General features: G+C 56.5%; 14 protein-coding genes. 8 read left to right on the plus strand and 6 right to left on the minus strand.

Going from position 1 to position 15,397, the window contains the following annotated elements:
• Nucleotides 1-4 precede the first annotated feature (4 nt).
• The 6 genes from BXY66_RS12115 to BXY66_RS12140 all read right to left on the minus strand — a co-directional run bounded on the left by BXY66_RS12115 (nucleotide 5) and on the right by BXY66_RS12140 (nucleotide 6,670).
• Entirely contained in the window at nucleotides 5-2,188 is a 2,184-nt protein-coding gene (locus BXY66_RS12115; RefSeq protein WP_132860510.1) for a NosR/NirI family protein, read from the minus strand.
• Nucleotides 2,185-2,676, minus strand: coding sequence for a hypothetical protein (locus BXY66_RS12120; RefSeq protein ID WP_132860511.1), 492 nt, complete (start codon nucleotides 2,674-2,676; stop codon nucleotides 2,185-2,187). Before BXY66_RS12120 ends, BXY66_RS12115 begins: the two co-directional genes overlap by 4 nt.
• A gap of 171 nt (nucleotides 2,677-2,847) precedes the next feature.
• On the minus strand, nucleotides 2,848-3,987 hold the full coding sequence (gene nagA / locus BXY66_RS12125; protein ID WP_132860512.1) for an N-acetylglucosamine-6-phosphate deacetylase: 1,140 nt from the start codon (nucleotides 3,985-3,987) through the stop codon (nucleotides 2,848-2,850).
• Nucleotides 3,984-5,015, minus strand: coding sequence for an SIS domain-containing protein (locus tag BXY66_RS12130; protein ID WP_132860513.1), 1,032 nt, complete (start codon nucleotides 5,013-5,015; stop codon nucleotides 3,984-3,986). The genes nagA and BXY66_RS12130 overlap by 4 nt, the downstream gene beginning before the upstream one ends.
• A 25-nt stretch (nucleotides 5,016-5,040) precedes the next feature.
• Complete coding sequence (locus BXY66_RS12135; protein WP_132860514.1) at nucleotides 5,041-5,796, minus strand: GntR family transcriptional regulator; 756 nt, start codon at nucleotides 5,794-5,796, stop codon at nucleotides 5,041-5,043.
• Nucleotides 5,783-6,670: a glucosamine kinase nucleotide-binding domain-containing protein gene (locus tag BXY66_RS12140; RefSeq protein WP_132860515.1), complete on the minus strand. Its 888-nt coding sequence runs from the start codon at nucleotides 6,668-6,670 to the stop codon at nucleotides 5,783-5,785. The genes BXY66_RS12135 and BXY66_RS12140 overlap by 14 nt, the downstream gene beginning before the upstream one ends.
• Nucleotides 6,671-6,822: 152 nt before the next feature.
• Between BXY66_RS12140 and BXY66_RS12145 the strand changes: the two genes are divergently transcribed.
• From BXY66_RS12145 to BXY66_RS12180, 8 genes are all read left to right on the plus strand, one after another.
• A complete protein-coding gene (locus tag BXY66_RS12145) occupies nucleotides 6,823-7,710 on the plus strand; it encodes an N-acetylmuramic acid 6-phosphate etherase (RefSeq protein WP_132860516.1) in 888 nt (295 codons plus the stop codon).
• Between the two features lie 27 nt (nucleotides 7,711-7,737).
• Nucleotides 7,738-8,991: an ABC transporter substrate-binding protein gene (locus tag BXY66_RS12150; RefSeq protein ID WP_132860517.1), complete on the plus strand. Its 1,254-nt coding sequence runs from the start codon at nucleotides 7,738-7,740 to the stop codon at nucleotides 8,989-8,991.
• A gap of 67 nt (nucleotides 8,992-9,058) precedes the next feature.
• On the plus strand, nucleotides 9,059-9,973 hold the full coding sequence (locus tag BXY66_RS12155; RefSeq protein ID WP_132860518.1) for a carbohydrate ABC transporter permease: 915 nt from the start codon (nucleotides 9,059-9,061) through the stop codon (nucleotides 9,971-9,973).
• Between the two features lie 10 nt (nucleotides 9,974-9,983).
• A complete protein-coding gene (locus tag BXY66_RS12160) occupies nucleotides 9,984-10,823 on the plus strand; it encodes a carbohydrate ABC transporter permease (protein WP_132860519.1) in 840 nt (279 codons plus the stop codon).
• Nucleotides 10,820-11,854: a Gfo/Idh/MocA family protein gene (locus BXY66_RS12165; protein WP_132860520.1), complete on the plus strand. Its 1,035-nt coding sequence runs from the start codon at nucleotides 10,820-10,822 to the stop codon at nucleotides 11,852-11,854. The genes BXY66_RS12160 and BXY66_RS12165 overlap by 4 nt, the downstream gene beginning before the upstream one ends.
• Nucleotides 11,851-12,849, plus strand: coding sequence for an ABC transporter ATP-binding protein (locus BXY66_RS12170; protein ID WP_132860521.1), 999 nt, complete (start codon nucleotides 11,851-11,853; stop codon nucleotides 12,847-12,849). Before BXY66_RS12165 ends, BXY66_RS12170 begins: the two co-directional genes overlap by 4 nt.
• 65 nt (nucleotides 12,850-12,914) lie before the next feature.
• Entirely contained in the window at nucleotides 12,915-13,958 is a 1,044-nt protein-coding gene (locus BXY66_RS12175; RefSeq protein WP_132860522.1) for a substrate-binding domain-containing protein, read from the plus strand.
• Between the two features lie 129 nt (nucleotides 13,959-14,087).
• A complete protein-coding gene (locus BXY66_RS12180; protein WP_132860523.1) occupies nucleotides 14,088-15,356 on the plus strand; it encodes an ABC transporter substrate-binding protein in 1,269 nt (422 codons plus the stop codon).
• Nucleotides 15,357-15,397: the final 41 nt, after the last annotated feature.

The raw sequence follows: 15,397 nt of genomic DNA on the forward strand, positions 1-15,397 counted from the left end.
GAGATTATGTCTTCTTCGCATTGGGATGGTTCTTCGGAGCGTCCTTGCTAGGGATCTTGATCTCCGAAGAGCCTGTTGCCGCCCGTCGTTTCAGTTGACGGATGACAACGGGACATTTGTCTTCACTCTGGTAGAGCACCTGACAGTGAAGACAGTTCACGCATTCATTGGGGTTGATCTCGCCGGTGGGATGGATCGCCTGCACCGGACATTCGTTGGCGCAGGTTTGGCAGGGCGAACCGCATTCCTTGTAGCGTCGCAGCCAGTCGAACATCCGCATTCGGGCCGGAATGGCCAACGCGCCGCCCAGTGGACACAGGTAGCGACAGTAGAACCGCTCGACAAAAAGACCTGCGAGAAGGATCAACAACGCGAAGACCACAAACGGCCAGTCACGCACAAATTTGAGAATAATGGCGGTCTTGAACGGCTCGACTTCCGCAAGCTGTTCCGCAACCGGAATGGACGCCAGCGAAACACCGAATAGACCGAGGAAGACCATGTATTTGATCGGCCACAAACGCTCGTGCAGGCCCCACGGCAAGGTCCATTGCGGCACTTTGAAATAGCGCGCGATCTGATTGGTCAGTTCCTGAAGGGCACCAAACGGACACAACCAGCCGCAATAGGCCCCGCGCCCCCAGAACAGCAATGCCGCGGCAATTGCAAACCACTGGATAAAGACCAGTGGATCCATCAGGAAAGCGTCCCACGTGAACCCGGATCGCAGGCTGCCAGCCAAAGCCATTATGTTCACGACCGAAAGCTGGGCGTTGGCATACCAGCCGATGAAAAACAGCGTCATGGTAAGGAAACCGATGCGGAACCAGTAGAACCGGCGCGGCTTCCAGGTTGCCTGAAACTGGAAGAAGAAAGTCGCCGTCAGTACCAAGAGCATGCTGCATAGGACCGCAATCTCGACGGTTTTGTCCTTCCAGATGCGCTTCCAAAGGTCGGCCTTGGCCGCCGCTTCGTCCGACGCATCGTCTACGACCGCGAGCTTTGGAAGCGGCAACATGAAACGTTCCGGTAAAGTGTACCCGAGGTCCCATGTAAGAAAGACCCGGTCCAACGCCCCGACGGAGCGCTGTACCAGAAGTTGCAGGCGAAACCCCTCGGTCGGGTCAAACTCCGCATCTGCAGGGATTTTGAAAATATCCAATTCGCGGAAACTCGGGGCGTCATCCGTGGCTAGTGCCCCCAGACGACGATGCATTTTGTCAAAAAAACGCACCGAATTATCACCCTGAATAAGTTGGATACGGTCGAATATCCCACCGCGGACATACCCTGATCCCTTGAACGAATAGGTTCCGCGTCCGAGCACCAGGATGGCGTGCTCACCCTCGTCGAGCCAGTCGACAAGGTTGCGGTATTCGTGTTCGCCGAGCAAAGAGCGCCCGATCGCCGGCACGCTGACCAGCGCCATATGCATATCAATGAAGGTGTCGTCAGGTTCACCCTTTTCGGGTCGCTTGGCCGCCCGCGCGTCTTCCATCTTCTCGAAAGCGGCGTTCACCTGACCCACATCAAGGGTCAGTCGCCGGACCGATCCGTCACCGGCAAGGGTTGTCCAGTCTTCGGTCTCGGTGATCGACAAATCCAGTTCCCGTTTGGGCCCTGTCTGGACCGGAGACAGACCCCCCAGCCCGAGGGCCCGCGCCACCTTGATGCCGCCACGCACCAGACTGTCATCAATCACCATGATCGTGACGGTGGCTCCGGAAATAATATCAAGGTCATGCCCCTCACCACCCGTGGCTGCCTCGATCTTGAGGTCGAGCCCCGTGTAACCTTCGGTCAGTTCCACCATGCGGGAATTCGGAATGCCAATCAGCACAATCGGCTCGCTGTGCTTGACCAGTTTCACCCCGGTCAAAACCGCGTCCGCGTCGATGGCGGCGACCACATGGATCGGCTTGCCGGAATAACCTGTCGTTCCAACAAAGTCAGAGGTTAGAAATGCCCAGGCAACCGTGTCTCCGTCTTTGATAACAGGCGCCACAGGGACGTCATCACGCACCGCACCAAAAGACGTGGCACCGGGGTAAAGTTCGGCAGGTGTCAATTCCGGAAGAAAACTCTGCAGGCTATCCGCTTTGAGCGGGGTTGCCGCCGTACTTAGGAAGCTGAGCACCAGAGCCGCAATGACTGCGAGAAATCGTGAGAAGAAAGCTGTGTTCTTCATGCCGGGGCCTCAATTTTGCAGTGGCCCGCAGCGGTCTGCGCACGTATGGCGCCGTTCGTTTCAACAAACTCAGGTTGTGTTGGCGGGCCGCGTTCCTGCGGGTCATCGAACCGCAATCGGACCACAGCTGTGCTTTCACACACCTGCCATTGAAGCGGCACAGTTTCCTGTTTTTCGAAAGTAATCCCGACCCGATCCAAAGCATCGCCGCCAGATACGGCGGTACAGGCGTCACATGTTACGCAGTCGGATCCCGGAGCGGTGCGTCCTTGTCCTTGGGCGATCTCTTCGACCTCTCCACTCGGCAAAATTCGCACCAGTTGCGCCCCGTTCGCGCCGCAGATCACGATCAGGTCGTCTGCCAAAAATCCCATCGCCGCCGCGTGGCCGATCTGGGGAAATGCCACGCCAGCCATGAAAAGCAACATGGCGACACATCCCATTAGGGAGCCTGTGAATTTGAGGTAACGCGAGTCAGCGCGGCGCACGGCGAAGTCCTTTCGACAGTACGCTGCTGAAATAGTAAGCAGTTTGTTAACCGGCCTTGATCCACGTCAACTGACGGTCAATCCTTTCGAAAACCGACGCGCCGTGTAATTAAATTTTTAACAATAACAGAAGCTTGAGCTGGGTATGCTGCGGACTCAAGGCTGATAGTTTTAGCTTGGGAAAGGCAAAAAATCTGAAAGGTCAGCGTGCAAACGAATAACCGACGAGAGTGAGTCGCCCAGTTTCAGGCTCCCCATATCCGGACGATTTATGGCTGCTGCTGGGCCCGACGTCGCGGCCCGTAAAGCTGTCTCCAAAGGCACCCCGACGTCTGTTGTCAGAATTCGAATTGCAGTCGTCAGATCAAGATCCGCGCCTGCCAGCGTGCCGTCGGAAAGAGTCAATCGGCCTTCTTTTCGATTGATCCTGCGGCCTTCCAGTTCGAAGCCGTCCAAAGCGGTTCCTGCGACGGCCATTGCGTCGCTCACAAGAAAAATCTCACCGGGCCCGCGTTTTGCATCCCATGCCGCGCGCATGGTCTGCGGGTGCACATGAATGCCGTCAGCGATCAGTCCAGCCGCCGCCTTTCCCGAGGCCAGAACTGCCCCAACAAGCCCCGGTTCGCGATTGCCCAGCTGGCTCATGGCGTTGAAAAGATGGGTCGCGCAACTCGCGCCTGAGGAGAAGTAGTCCATGCAAGTGTCAAAACCCGCGTCTGTGTGACCGAGGGACACAACCGCCCCAGCAGACACGAGTGCCGCGACCTGTTCCCGAGTGACGTTTTCGGGTGCAAGCGTGATCAAAAGCGCAGGCAAATCCATAGCAGCTTGTAAGAGTTCTGCCAGGTCATGGTCCGTCATTGGACGGATCAACGCGGCATCATGGGCACCTTTGCGCGCCACCGACAGATGCGGTCCTTCAAGGTGCAAGCCACCGATCCCGTCAACACCCTGCTTTACGGCCTCAACTGCCGCGGCGATGGTTGCCGTGGTTTTTTCGGGTGTGTCCGTGATCAATGTGGGCAGGATCATCCGACAACCGAGGCTGCGATGCGCCTGCGCCATGCGCGCAAGCGTGTCCACCGTTGGCGCATCGTTCAGCATGACGCCATCGCCGCCATTAACCTGTACATCCACATAGCCCGGTAGAAGAATGTCGCTGCCAAGGTCTACGACCTCGTTGCTCGAGACATCTGCCGCCGCACCGAGTTCAACCAACCGTCCGTCTTCAAAACGCGCAGCCCAGCCTTCATGCAGGCAATTGCCATCAAAAATCAGGCCACCTCTAAATGTGGTGTTCAGCGAGGTCATACAGTTTCCGTCACTTTCTTTAGATGCCGCGGCGCGTCGGGGTTGATGCCTCGTGCTGCCGCAACTTGCTCCACCATGCCGTAAAACGACACGATGGCCGCAATCGGGTCTGTAATCCAGTGATCCGTGCGCACGTGTGGCAGGGTCACGGCGTCTTGCACTTTGTCTGTTGTCGCAAAAACATGCGCGCCCTTGGCGACCAGGGCGTCAGCGACCTCGGCCACACTCTCCTCGGCTGCATCTCCCGCTGCAAAGGCAATTACCGGAAACCCGCTTTCGACGATCGACACAGGCCCATGCAAGACTTCAGCGGTGGAGTAACTTTCCGCGTGAATCTGACAGGTCTCCTTGAACTTCAAGGCCGCCTCATTTGAGACTGCCCAGCTTGGGCCACGGCCCAACGCAAACAGCGACCGCCCGTCAACGGCGTCCACGACAGGGGACCAGTCACACGCAGTCGCTTTTTCGAGATGTTCCGGCAAAGCATAGATCGCATCGAGCAGGTCCGCGTCGCCTTTGATCTCAGCCAACAACCAAAGGCCCGCGACCATCGAGGTCACAAACGTCTTTGTCGCGGCCACACTCAGCTCAGGTCCCGCATGAATATCGAGGGTCGCATTTGTTGCCATGGCAAGCGGCGAAGTGACGTCGTTTGTGACCGCCACAGTATACGCACCCGTTTTGCCAAAGGCCTCCGTCAGGCGGACGATATCGGGACTTTGACCCGACTGAGATACAGAGATGCAGAGCGCGCCGTCACCGGCCACATCCACCCCATAGATAGATTTGATCGACGGACCAACCGATGCCATCGGCAGGCCAAGGAGTAACTCGCTCGCATACTTCATAAAGCTGGCGGCGTGGTCTGAAGACCCCCGCGCTACAGATAGAAGAAATCGAGGATCGCGTTCGCGAATTTCGGCAGCCGTTTTTTGTACCGACGTTTTACCGACGCCAAACAGACGTTCTACAGCCTCCGGAATTTCCAGAATTTCACGCTTCATTCGGGTCGCGGTTTGAGCAGACATTTCGGCAGCCTTTCGCAGAAAAGGGTCAGGAGGAGAGGCGCAACTCGGCCACGAAATCGTAGGCGTCGCCGCGATAGATAGATCGGGTCAACTCAGCGACCCGACCGGTTTCGAGATAAGACGTCCGTTGAATGCTGAGGCCCGCCGTGCCTTCAGCAACCCCCAGAAGCTCTGCTTCCACCGGCTCAAGATTGATCGCGGAAATCTTTTGGACAGCACGCACCGGCCGAAGGCCATTGCGTTCCAGCACAGCATAAAGCGACGTCGTAACTTCCGTCGGATTTGGCAGAATATCGAGTGGTAGGGACGCACGCTCCAGCGCCATCGGCTGCCCGCCCGCCTCACGCAAACGGTAAATGCGCGAAACTGAATCTCCCGCAGCAAGACCCAGCGCGACCACCTCGTCCGGCGAAGGCATGAATACTCCGCGCTCCAACCACTTGGATGTCGTGTCCTTTCCGCGCCGCTTCATATCTTCAGTAAAAGACGTGAGGTGAGACAGTGATTGCTCCACTTTTTCAACGGGCGCACGCACGAAAGAGCCGGATCCTTGACGCTGCTCGATTGCCCCCTGCCGCACAAGTTCCTGAATGGCCTTGCGAACGGTCACACGAGACAGTTCGGTGAGTTCCGCGATTTCCCGCTCTGGCGGCAAAGAGCTATTTGGAGGCAGAACGCCAGAGGAAATGCCCTCTTCCAGACGGCGGCGAAGTTGTACGTAGCGCGGACCCGCAGATCGGCCAAGCCACTCTTTGGGCGAAAGAAATTCAGTCACGTCCATCTGCGATCTCCTTGCCGAACTCTTCTGCCAGCGCCAATGCACCATCCAACGGCTCGCCCTGTCTTTCTGAAAGACAAACCTGCATTTCCTCAGGCATGTACTCGGCGAAGAAAGGACCAATGCCGCCCGTTAAACAGATCGCCATTCCTTGCTTCCAACCCATCTTTTGCATGGTTTCGGCCATGCCTTTCGCGCCATCCCGCAGGATCGATCGCGCCAAGACATCACCTTGGGCCGCCGCTTTGGTAACGGCCGGTGCCAACCCGCCAAACGCAGCTGGAGATGCTGTTGCCGCAAACGCCACAATACCAGCGGTGCCATCAAACCGTTCCAGAAGAGCTTCGGATAGTTCCGACTTTGCAGCCAGCCCGTCGGCCACATCCAGAGTTCGTGCAAGCGATTGACGACCGACCCATTGTGCAGACGATGGATCGCCGAGAACCGCACCCCATCCTCCGGCGAAGCGCATGACGCCATTCACCCGCGCCGCCATAAACGACCCTGTCCCACAATGAGCGACAAACCCCTCGCGATCGCCAACTGCGCCGCGTAGTGCGGAGGGTCTGTCATCTTCGACTTTGATGCTTTGCAGCGGCAATGATGCCGCAACCCTATCGGCGATGCGCGCACCGGTCACACCAGCCAGACCTGCATATGCCGGCACCTCGCAAAGGGCCTGCATCGACACACCAGCTTCTTCGCAGAGGGTTGCCAGGCCGCCGCGAATCTGCCGAATCGCCGCCTCAAAATCGGTCGATACGTTCGCAGATCCGGCTTCGACACGCACAAGATTCCCCTTGTCGTGAAGGGCGAGCCGGCATCGCGTACCGCCACCATCTATGGCCAAAACTGGAATGGTATGCGTTTTTGTCATGAAGATACCTATATAATACCTATGCCGGCGTGTGAACCCACAAAACAAAACCATTAGCCCTGCATTTACCAAAATTCAGCAGCTACAAAACAAAATGGTAGACAAATGGTATCTAAAAGGTATTCTCACTAGAAATCGAGAGGGGGAATCACGTGTCTGCAAAGGCCACAGAACAACGACATGAAAGCGCCGTCGGGCTTGATGCGCGACCGCTTGCCGATGTGGCCGAAATTCTCGCGGAAGCCCAAGCGGAAGCTGCGCAGGCGACTCTCCCTGCACGACTAAGTATCGCCGCAGGTGGAGAGGCGATGGCCCGCACCATTGCGGCAGGCGGCACGCTCCATTACGTCGCTGCGGGTTCGTCGGGCTTGATGGCCGCTGCGGATGCAATGGAGCTTGGCGGCACGTTCTCGATACCTCCCAAGCAAATTCGAATTCATATGGCCGGCGGCATCCCACACGACGCGGAAATGCCCGGCGACACCGAAGATGCAACCGACACCCTTGAGGCCGAACTGGCGGAGCTAAACGCTGTGGACACGGTTATCGCTGTGTCAGCCAGTGGTACGACGCCATATACGCTCGCGGCTCTCAATCTCGCCCGAACTGCCGAAGCAACTGTCATCGGGATCGCAAACAACGCAGGGTCACCGCTTCTCGAAGAAGCCAATATCTCTGTTTGCTTGGAGACGCCGCCGGAAGTTCTCTCCGGCTCGACACGAATGGGCGCGGGAACAGCTCAAAAAATCGCGCTTAACATGATGTCCACGCTCATGGCTGTGAAGCTTGGCCACGTGCACGATGGTTTGATGGTCAACCTTCGCGCCGACAACATCAAATTGCGCGAGCGGGCCAAAGCAATCGTAAAAACAGTCGCCGGGTGCGATGACGACAGCGCATCCACTGCACTCCGGAGAACCGGCGGAGACGTAAAGGCCGCCATTCTATGTGCAAGCGGCGCGCCTTCGGCAGAGGCCGCCCAAAGCCTGCTGGAGGAAACAGGCGGGCACCTACGCGAAGCCTTGAAGAAACTAACCTGAAAAGAAAACCAACCCTGGGAGGACACTATGAAACGCAATATCCTAAAGATGGCATTGGCCAGCACAGCGCTGGTTGCCACGACGGCCTACGCCGAAGACGTGACACTAACAATCGAAAGCTGGCGCAACGACGACCTCGCGCTGTGGCAAGAGCAGATCATTCCGGCGTTCGAAGCGGCCAATCCAGGTATCAAGGTAAAATTTACACCCTCTGCGCCAGCTGAGTACAACGCAGTTCTGAATTCCAAACTGGATGCCGGATCCGCAGGAGACCTGATCACTTGCCGTCCGTTTGACGCCTCCCTCGCGCTGTATGAAGCGGGGCACCTGAGCGACCTGAGTGACATGGACGCGATGAACAACTTCTCCGACGTTGCCAAATCCGCATGGCAGACAGACGACGGCTCGGCGAGCTTCTGTGTTCCAATGGCGTCGGTCATTCACGGCTTCATCTACAACAAGGACGCCTTTTCAGAGCTGGGCTTGGAAGTTCCTACCACCGAGGCAGAGTTCTTTGCGGCGCTGGAAGCCATCAAGGCAGATGGCAACTACATTCCGATGGCGATGGGCACCAACGACCAATGGGAAGCAGCCACAATGGGCTACAACAACATTGGTCCGAACTACTGGAAGGGTGAAGAAGGTCGTCGAGCGCTTATCGCTGGTGAACAGAAGTTGACCGACGAACAGTGGGTTGCTCCTTACGCGACGCTCGCAAAATGGGGCGCATACCTTGGCGATGGCTACGAGGCACAAACCTATCCGGACAGCCAGAACCTCTTCACACTTGGCCGTGCAGCGATTTATCCGGCGGGCAGCTGGGAAGTGTCAGGCTTCAACAACCTTGCCGACTTCGAAATGGGTGCATTTAAGCCGCCGGTGATGAATGCCGGTGACACCTGCTATATTTCCGACCACACCGACATTGGCATCGGCATGAATGCGGCAAGCCCGAACGCAGATGCTGCGCGCACCTTCCTTGCATGGGTCGGCAGCTCGGAATTCGCGACAATCTTCGCCAACGCGCTGCCGGGCTTCTATCCTTTGTCCAACTCTCCGGTAGAGATCGAAGATCCGCTTGCGAAGGAATTCATCAGCTGGCGTGGCGAATGCGAGAGCACCATCCGTTCGACGTATCAAATATTGTCGCGCGGCACTCCAAACCTCGAGAACGATACCTGGGGTGCGTCTGTGGCGGCGATCAAAGGAACCTCCTCGCCTGAAGAACTGGGCGCCAAGCTGCAAGAAGGTCTTGCCAGCTGGTACGCCCCGCAACAGTAATTCTCCCTGCTGTTGCTGACCTCCGGGCGGCCTCGTGCCGCCCGGTCTCCCAAGGAGTTACTCTCTTATGCAACCCCGACGCATCCGATGGCATATCATAGTGTTCCTCGCCCCAGCGGTGCTGGTCTACACAGCCGTGATGATCTTTCCCCTCTTCAATACTCTGCGCCTCGCGCTCTATAGCCGGATCGATCAGGAACGTGTTTTCGTCGGGCTTGAGAACTTCCGCACTCTGTTCTTTGACCCGATCTGGGCCGAGCAATTCTGGAACGCGCTTGGCAACAACTTCTGGTTTTTCATCGTGCACATGCTGGTGCAGAACCCGATCGGTGTGGCACTCGCTGCAATCCTCAGCCACCCGCGCCTGCGCTTTGCCGCGCTCTATCGTTCCGCCATCTTTATCCCCACGATCCTGTCTTTCGTGATCGTCGGTTTTGCCTGGAAACTGATCCTGTCGCCGATCTGGGGCATCGCCCCCGATATGCTGGACATGATTGGTCTCAAATCGCTCTTCGCCCCGTGGCTCGGCAAAGAAGAATACGCGCTGACCACACTCGCTCTTGTATCCGTCTGGCAGTTTGTCGGCATCCCGATGATGTTGATCTACGCAGCCCTTCTCACAATTCCGGAAGAAATCCTGGAGGCAGGCGAGATCGACGGGATTACGGGATTTGCAGCATTCTGGAAAATCAAACTTCCTCTTATCCTGCCTTCGATCGGTATCATTTCGATCCTTACATTTGTGGGCAACTTCAATGCCTTCGACCTGATATACACGACGCAGGGAGCGCTGGCTGGGCCGGATTTCTCCACCGATATCCTCGGCACCTTCATGTATCGCACCTTCTTTGGCTTCCAGTTGCAACTGGGGGATCCACATATGGGCTCTGCCATCGCGGGTGCCATGTTTGCGATCATTCTGGTCGGGGTCTGCATCTATCTTTTTGGCATCCAGACGCGCATGCGTCGGTACCAGATGTGAGGCCGGCATCATGAACAAAGCACGTTCCAACCCGCTCAACACGACGCTGATGCATGTGGCCTTGGTGGCTTACACGCTGGTCGCGCTCTTCCCGGTCTTTGTGATCCTGATCAACAGCTTCAAGACGCGTAAGGCGATTTTCAGGGAACCTCTGGCCCTGCCAAATTCGGACAGCTTCTCGCTGATCGGTTATGAGACCGTGCTGAAGCAAGGGGACTTTTTCCTCTACTTCCAGAACAGTTTCATTGTCACAGTGGCGTCCCTTTTCTTCATCTTGCTTTTCGGTGCAATGGCGGCGTTCGCGCTGAGCGAATATCGCTTCAAAGGCAACACGCTGATGGGACTTTATCTGGCCCTTGGCATTATGATCCCGATCCGCATCGGCACCGTCGCGATCCTTGAAATGATGGTGGCCACCGGCCTTGTGAACACGCTCTGGGCGCTGATCCTCGTCTATACGGCGCAAGGTTTACCGCTGGCGGTGTTCATTCTGTCCGAATTCATGCGCGGAGTTTCTGATGATCTCAAAAACGCGGGCCGCATCGACGGACTGTCAGAATACGCGATCTTCTTCAAACTCGCCCTGCCGCTGGTGCGCCCTGCGATGGCGACAGTCGCGGTGTTCAACATGATCCCGATATGGAACGATCTGTGGTTCCCACTGATCCTTGCGCCTGCTGAAGAAGTCAAAACGCTAACCCTCGGCAGCCAGGTTTTCATCGGTCAGTTCGTGACCAACTGGAACGCGGTTCTCTCGGCCCTGTCGATGGCGATCATTCCGGTGCTGATCCTCTATGTGATCTTCTCGCGCCAGCTGATCCGCGGCATCACCTCGGGAGCGGTAAAATGATACGAGTATTGATAGCAGGTCTCGGAAACATGGGATTAAGCCACGCTCTTGCCCATCACCGTCACCTAGACTCGGAGATCGTCGGGCTTGTGAACCGCACCGGCGACGTGCGTCACGCGGAATTGACAGGATATCCGGTGTTTACCGACTTCTACGAAGCGCTGGACGCCTGCAAGCCGGACATTGCCGTCATTGCGACCTATTCTGATAGTCATGCCGACTTTGCGATCGCGGCAATGGAGTCGGGGGCGCATGTTTTTGTCGAAAAACCACTGGCAACCACTGTCGCTGACGCCCAACGGGTTGTCGATTGCGCCAAGCGCCTTGGCCGCAAGCTGGTGGTTGGCTACATCCTGCGCCATCACCCGTCCTGGATGCGATTGATCAAGGAAGCGCGCGCTTTGGGTGGCCCCTATGTGTTTCGCATGAACCTCAATCAACAGAGCGAGGGCGCCGAATGGGAAACCCATAAAGCGCTTATGCAGACCACGGCTCCAATCGTCGACTGTGGCGTGCACTATGTGGACGTTTGGTGCCAGATCACAGACGCTAAACCGGTGAGCGTGAACGGCATGGGCCTGCGGCTTTCTGAAGAAATTGCCGAAGACATGTACAACTACGGGCAGTTTCAGGTGACTTTCGACGATGGATCGGTCGGCTGGTACGAAGCAGGCTGGGGACCAATGATGTCCGAAACGGCTTTCTTCGTAAAAGATGTGATATCCCCGAACGGTTCGGTCTCGATCACCGAAGCCGACAAGTCCGGTAGCTCGGATGTGGACGGACACACTAAGGTTGGAGGGCTGCTGTTGCATCGTCCCGACATTGACCGTCTGATTGAGCTGCCAGATGAACCAGGTCATCAGGAGCTTTGCGACGCCGAACAGGATTATGTTCTGCGCGCGATTCAGCAAAACACCGATTTGACCCGCCACATGCAGGACGCAGTGCAGTCGCTGGCCATTTGTCTGGCTGCAGACGAAAGCGTCCGAACCGGAAAACCCGTAAACCTGAAGGAGGCGACCCTATGACGGCGCTGACCCTGAAAAACGTGAACAAGTCCTTTGGCGAGGTTCATGTTCTGAAAGACATCAACATCGATATCGAAGACGGCGAGTTTGTAGTTTTCGTTGGCCCATCCGGGTGCGGGAAATCAACGCTCTTGCGGGTTATTGCCGGTCTGGAAGATGCCTCCTCTGGCGAGGTTCGGATCGGCGATGATTTGGTCAACACCACGCCTCCCTCCAAACGCGGGATCGCAATGGTTTTCCAGTCTTATGCGCTTTATCCGCACCTAAATGTGCGTAAGAACATGACGCTCGCCCTTAAACAGGAAAAGCAGTCAAAAGAAGTCATTGAGGAACGCGTGGCGGAAGCCAGTCGCATGCTCAATCTCGAAGACTACCTTGACCGCTACCCTTCGGAACTGTCGGGAGGTCAACGTCAACGCGTCGCCATCGGCCGCGCCATTGTACGCCACCCGCGCTTGTTCTTGTTTGACGAACCCCTTTCAAACCTCGACGCAGCGCTGCGCATGAACACGCGGATCGAAATCGCCAACTTGCACGCGCAATTGAGCGCCTCGATGATATACGTCACTCACGATCAAACTGAGGCTATGACTCTCGCCGACAAAATTGTTGTTCTGCGCGACGGACGGGTGGAACAGGTTGGGTCTCCGATGGAGCTGTACAACAATCCAGCAAACAAATTTGTGGCTGGCTTTCTCGGATCTCCTGCGATGAATTTCATGCCCGCCCATCTCTTTGGCGAAGGCGGCGATCATGTCGTCGGCATTCGTCCCGAGGATTTGAAAGTCGGGGACGAAGGTACGCTCAAGGCGAAGGTAAAGCATGTTGAAGAGCTAGGTGGCGACACGAATGTCGTGGCTGATCTTGATGGAACAAGCCTAACTGTTCGCATGTTCGGTCAGTTTCCGGTTCGGACCGGCGATACCATTGCCCTAACTGCGCCTGAAGACCGGCGGTACAGATTTGATGCGGAAGGACAACGCCTGACCGCGTAAAAGCAGAACGCTATGCATCTCGGTTTGGATCGACTTAACGTGCAACTTTCATTTCAGGTCGCCGTATGCCATGTCTCTTCGTCATGGCAACGCTCAAAGACATAAGCGCCCATCTCGGGCTTTCCGTGACCCAAGTGTCCCGGGCGATCAACGATCACTCCGACGTCAGCGAAGCGACAAAGAAACGTGTGCGCGAAGCTGCTACTGAACTCGGCTATGTTGCGAACCAATCCGCTCGCTCTCTGGTGACAGGGCGTAGCGGGTTGGTGTGCCTCATCCGACCAGGTGGCTTGGCCGGACCCGCCGACATCTCTGCGCTGGAAACGGTTTCTGGGTTGTCCACCGCCTTCTTCGAGCGCGACATGCAGTTTGTTTTGCATATGATGCCACCAGAAGAAGATGTGATCCCTGCCTATCAGCGCGCCATCGCAAGCGGATCATTTGACGGGTTTGTCATCACAGAAACCCGGCCAGACGATGCGCGGGTATCCCTTCTCGAAGAAATGAAGGTTCCGTTTGTGGTGCATGGCCGCACAACCGAGGACGCGAGACACCCTTACTTTGATATCGACAACTTCGAAGTAGGCCGTCAGCACGTGGCATACCTCGCTGGCCTTGGCCATAAACGTATCGCTCTTTTGAATGGTCCACTGGACTTTGCCTACGCCGAGTTTCGACTGAACGGCTATAAGTCTGCTCTCGACCATGCAGGGCTGAAGTTTGATGCTGATCTGACCGTGCACGGACCGATGACTGAGGGCAATGGCATCGTGTGGACAGCGCGCCTGTTCGAAGACGGACCCAATCGGCCAACCGCACTTATCTGTGGCAATACGCTGTTGGCAAAGGGTGCATATACCGCGCTTGAAGCAATGGGCCTGAAGATTCCCGACGATGTATCGGTGGTTGCCCACGATGACTCGATTCTCGACATTCGAGGATCTGCTTTTTTCCCGTCGTTGACGGTGACAAAGTCGCCATTTTCCGAAAGTTCGGTCAATCTGGCCGAAATTCTTTGTGCGGAAATAAATAAAGAAAATGACCGCGACATCCATCGTTTAGCCGATGTTGCTTTCATTGAACGCGCCTCGACTGCTCCCAAAAATTAGTCCTCTGCTGAATAGCGCTTGACAGTACAGGCCTGCTTCGGCCAAAAATCCGAAACGTTTCGGATTCAATAAAATATGAACCCGAAGCGTTTTGGCTGGAAGGAGGTCCGGCCACAACAGGAGGAACAAATGACACTTACTCTCGCTCGCTCTCTCAAGGGTGCGGTTGCTGCTCTCGCTCTTGCTTCAGGCGCACAAGCTGAGTACATCACACTTGCTTCAGGCATAACCGGTTCTCGCGTTGAGACATTCAAAGCCATTGTCGCGCCATGGGAAAAAGCCACCGGCAACACCGTCACCCTGGTACCGATGCCCGCCTCGACCACCGATCAGTTCGGTCAATACCGGCTTTGGCTGGCAGCCGGAAACAAAGACATCGACCTCTATCAGACCGACGTGATCTGGGCACCTCAACTTGCTGACCAGTTTGTCGATTTGGCCGATGTTGCGGGCGAGCTTATGGATAGCCACTTTCCGTCGATCGTCGAGAGCCAGACCGTGAATGGCAAGTTGGTCGCTTTGCCGCTCTACACGGATGCGCCGGCGTTATATTATCGAACCGACCTGCTTGAAAAACACGGCGCAACCGTTCCTGAAACCTGGGAAGAACTCACCGCTACGGCACAAATGGTCCAAGATGCCGAACGCGCGCAAGGAAATGCCGATCTCTGGGGCTTTGTCTGGCAGGGCAATGCGTACGAAGGCTTGACCTGCAACGCGCTGGAATGGGTCAAATCTTTCGGCGGCGGCCAAATTATCGAACCCAACGGTGATATCTCGATCAACAACCCAAAGGCGGTCGCAGCTGTGGAGCTGGCTGCCAGCTGGCCGGGCACCATTTCCCCCGAGGGCGTCTTGGCTTACAAGGAAGAGGAGGCACGTGGCGTTTGGCAAACCGGCAACGCTGTGTTTATGCGTAATTGGCCATATGCCTACGGGCTGGGCAATGGCGAAGACAGCGCAGTCAAAGGCAAGTTCGGGGTGACCACGCTGCCAACGGGCGGCGGCCACGACGTCAGTGCAGCTACCCTTGGCGGCTGGAACATCGCGGTATCGAAGTACTCCGAGAAACAGGAAACAGCGATCTCGCTGGCGATGTATCTGGCGAGCCCCGAGGCACAGAAAACACGTGCCCTGCTGGGAAGCCGCCTCCCGACAATCGTATCACTTTACGAAGACGCGGAGATCGCTGCAGCCGCGCCAATCATCCCACAATGGAAGGACGTCTTCCTACAAGCCGTACCGCGTCCATCGGCACCGACCAAAGGCGACTACAACGAGGTTTCCTCCAAGTTCTGGTCTGCGGTCCACAATACGCTTTCGGGTGACGGAACTGCTGCCGAAAACCTCGAACTGCTAGAGCTTGACCTGACCGACCTCAAAGGCGCCGGCTGGTAAGTCATCCTTCAACAGGATGGCCGGATTGGACCGGCCGTCCT

This window comes from Shimia isoporae, from assembly GCF_004346865.1.
In the GTDB taxonomy this organism is placed as follows: domain Bacteria; phylum Pseudomonadota; class Alphaproteobacteria; order Rhodobacterales; family Rhodobacteraceae; genus Shimia; species Shimia isoporae.

Excerpts from the sequence above, each read along its gene's own strand:
- BXY66_RS12115 (WP_132860510.1), bottom strand. The coding sequence starts at position 2,188 with ATGAAGAACACAGCTTTCTTCTCACGATTTCTCGCAGTCATTGCGGCT.
- nagA (WP_132860512.1), bottom strand. The coding sequence starts at position 3,987 with ATGACCTCGCTGAACACCACATTTAGAGGTGGCCTGATTTTTGATGGC.
- BXY66_RS12130 (WP_132860513.1), bottom strand. The coding sequence starts at position 5,015 with ATGTCTGCTCAAACCGCGACCCGAATGAAGCGTGAAATTCTGGAAATT.
- BXY66_RS12135 (WP_132860514.1), bottom strand. The coding sequence starts at position 5,796 with ATGGACGTGACTGAATTTCTTTCGCCCAAAGAGTGGCTTGGCCGATCT.
- BXY66_RS12140 (WP_132860515.1), bottom strand. The coding sequence starts at position 6,670 with ATGACAAAAACGCATACCATTCCAGTTTTGGCCATAGATGGTGGCGGT.
- BXY66_RS12150 (WP_132860517.1), top strand. The coding sequence starts at position 7,738 with ATGAAACGCAATATCCTAAAGATGGCATTGGCCAGCACAGCGCTGGTT.
- BXY66_RS12155 (WP_132860518.1), top strand. The coding sequence starts at position 9,059 with ATGCAACCCCGACGCATCCGATGGCATATCATAGTGTTCCTCGCCCCA.
- BXY66_RS12160 (WP_132860519.1), top strand. The coding sequence starts at position 9,984 with ATGAACAAAGCACGTTCCAACCCGCTCAACACGACGCTGATGCATGTG.
- BXY66_RS12165 (WP_132860520.1), top strand. The coding sequence starts at position 10,820 with ATGATACGAGTATTGATAGCAGGTCTCGGAAACATGGGATTAAGCCAC.
- BXY66_RS12170 (WP_132860521.1), top strand. The coding sequence starts at position 11,851 with ATGACGGCGCTGACCCTGAAAAACGTGAACAAGTCCTTTGGCGAGGTT.
- BXY66_RS12175 (WP_132860522.1), top strand. The coding sequence starts at position 12,915 with ATGCCATGTCTCTTCGTCATGGCAACGCTCAAAGACATAAGCGCCCAT.
- BXY66_RS12180 (WP_132860523.1), top strand. The coding sequence starts at position 14,088 with ATGACACTTACTCTCGCTCGCTCTCTCAAGGGTGCGGTTGCTGCTCTC.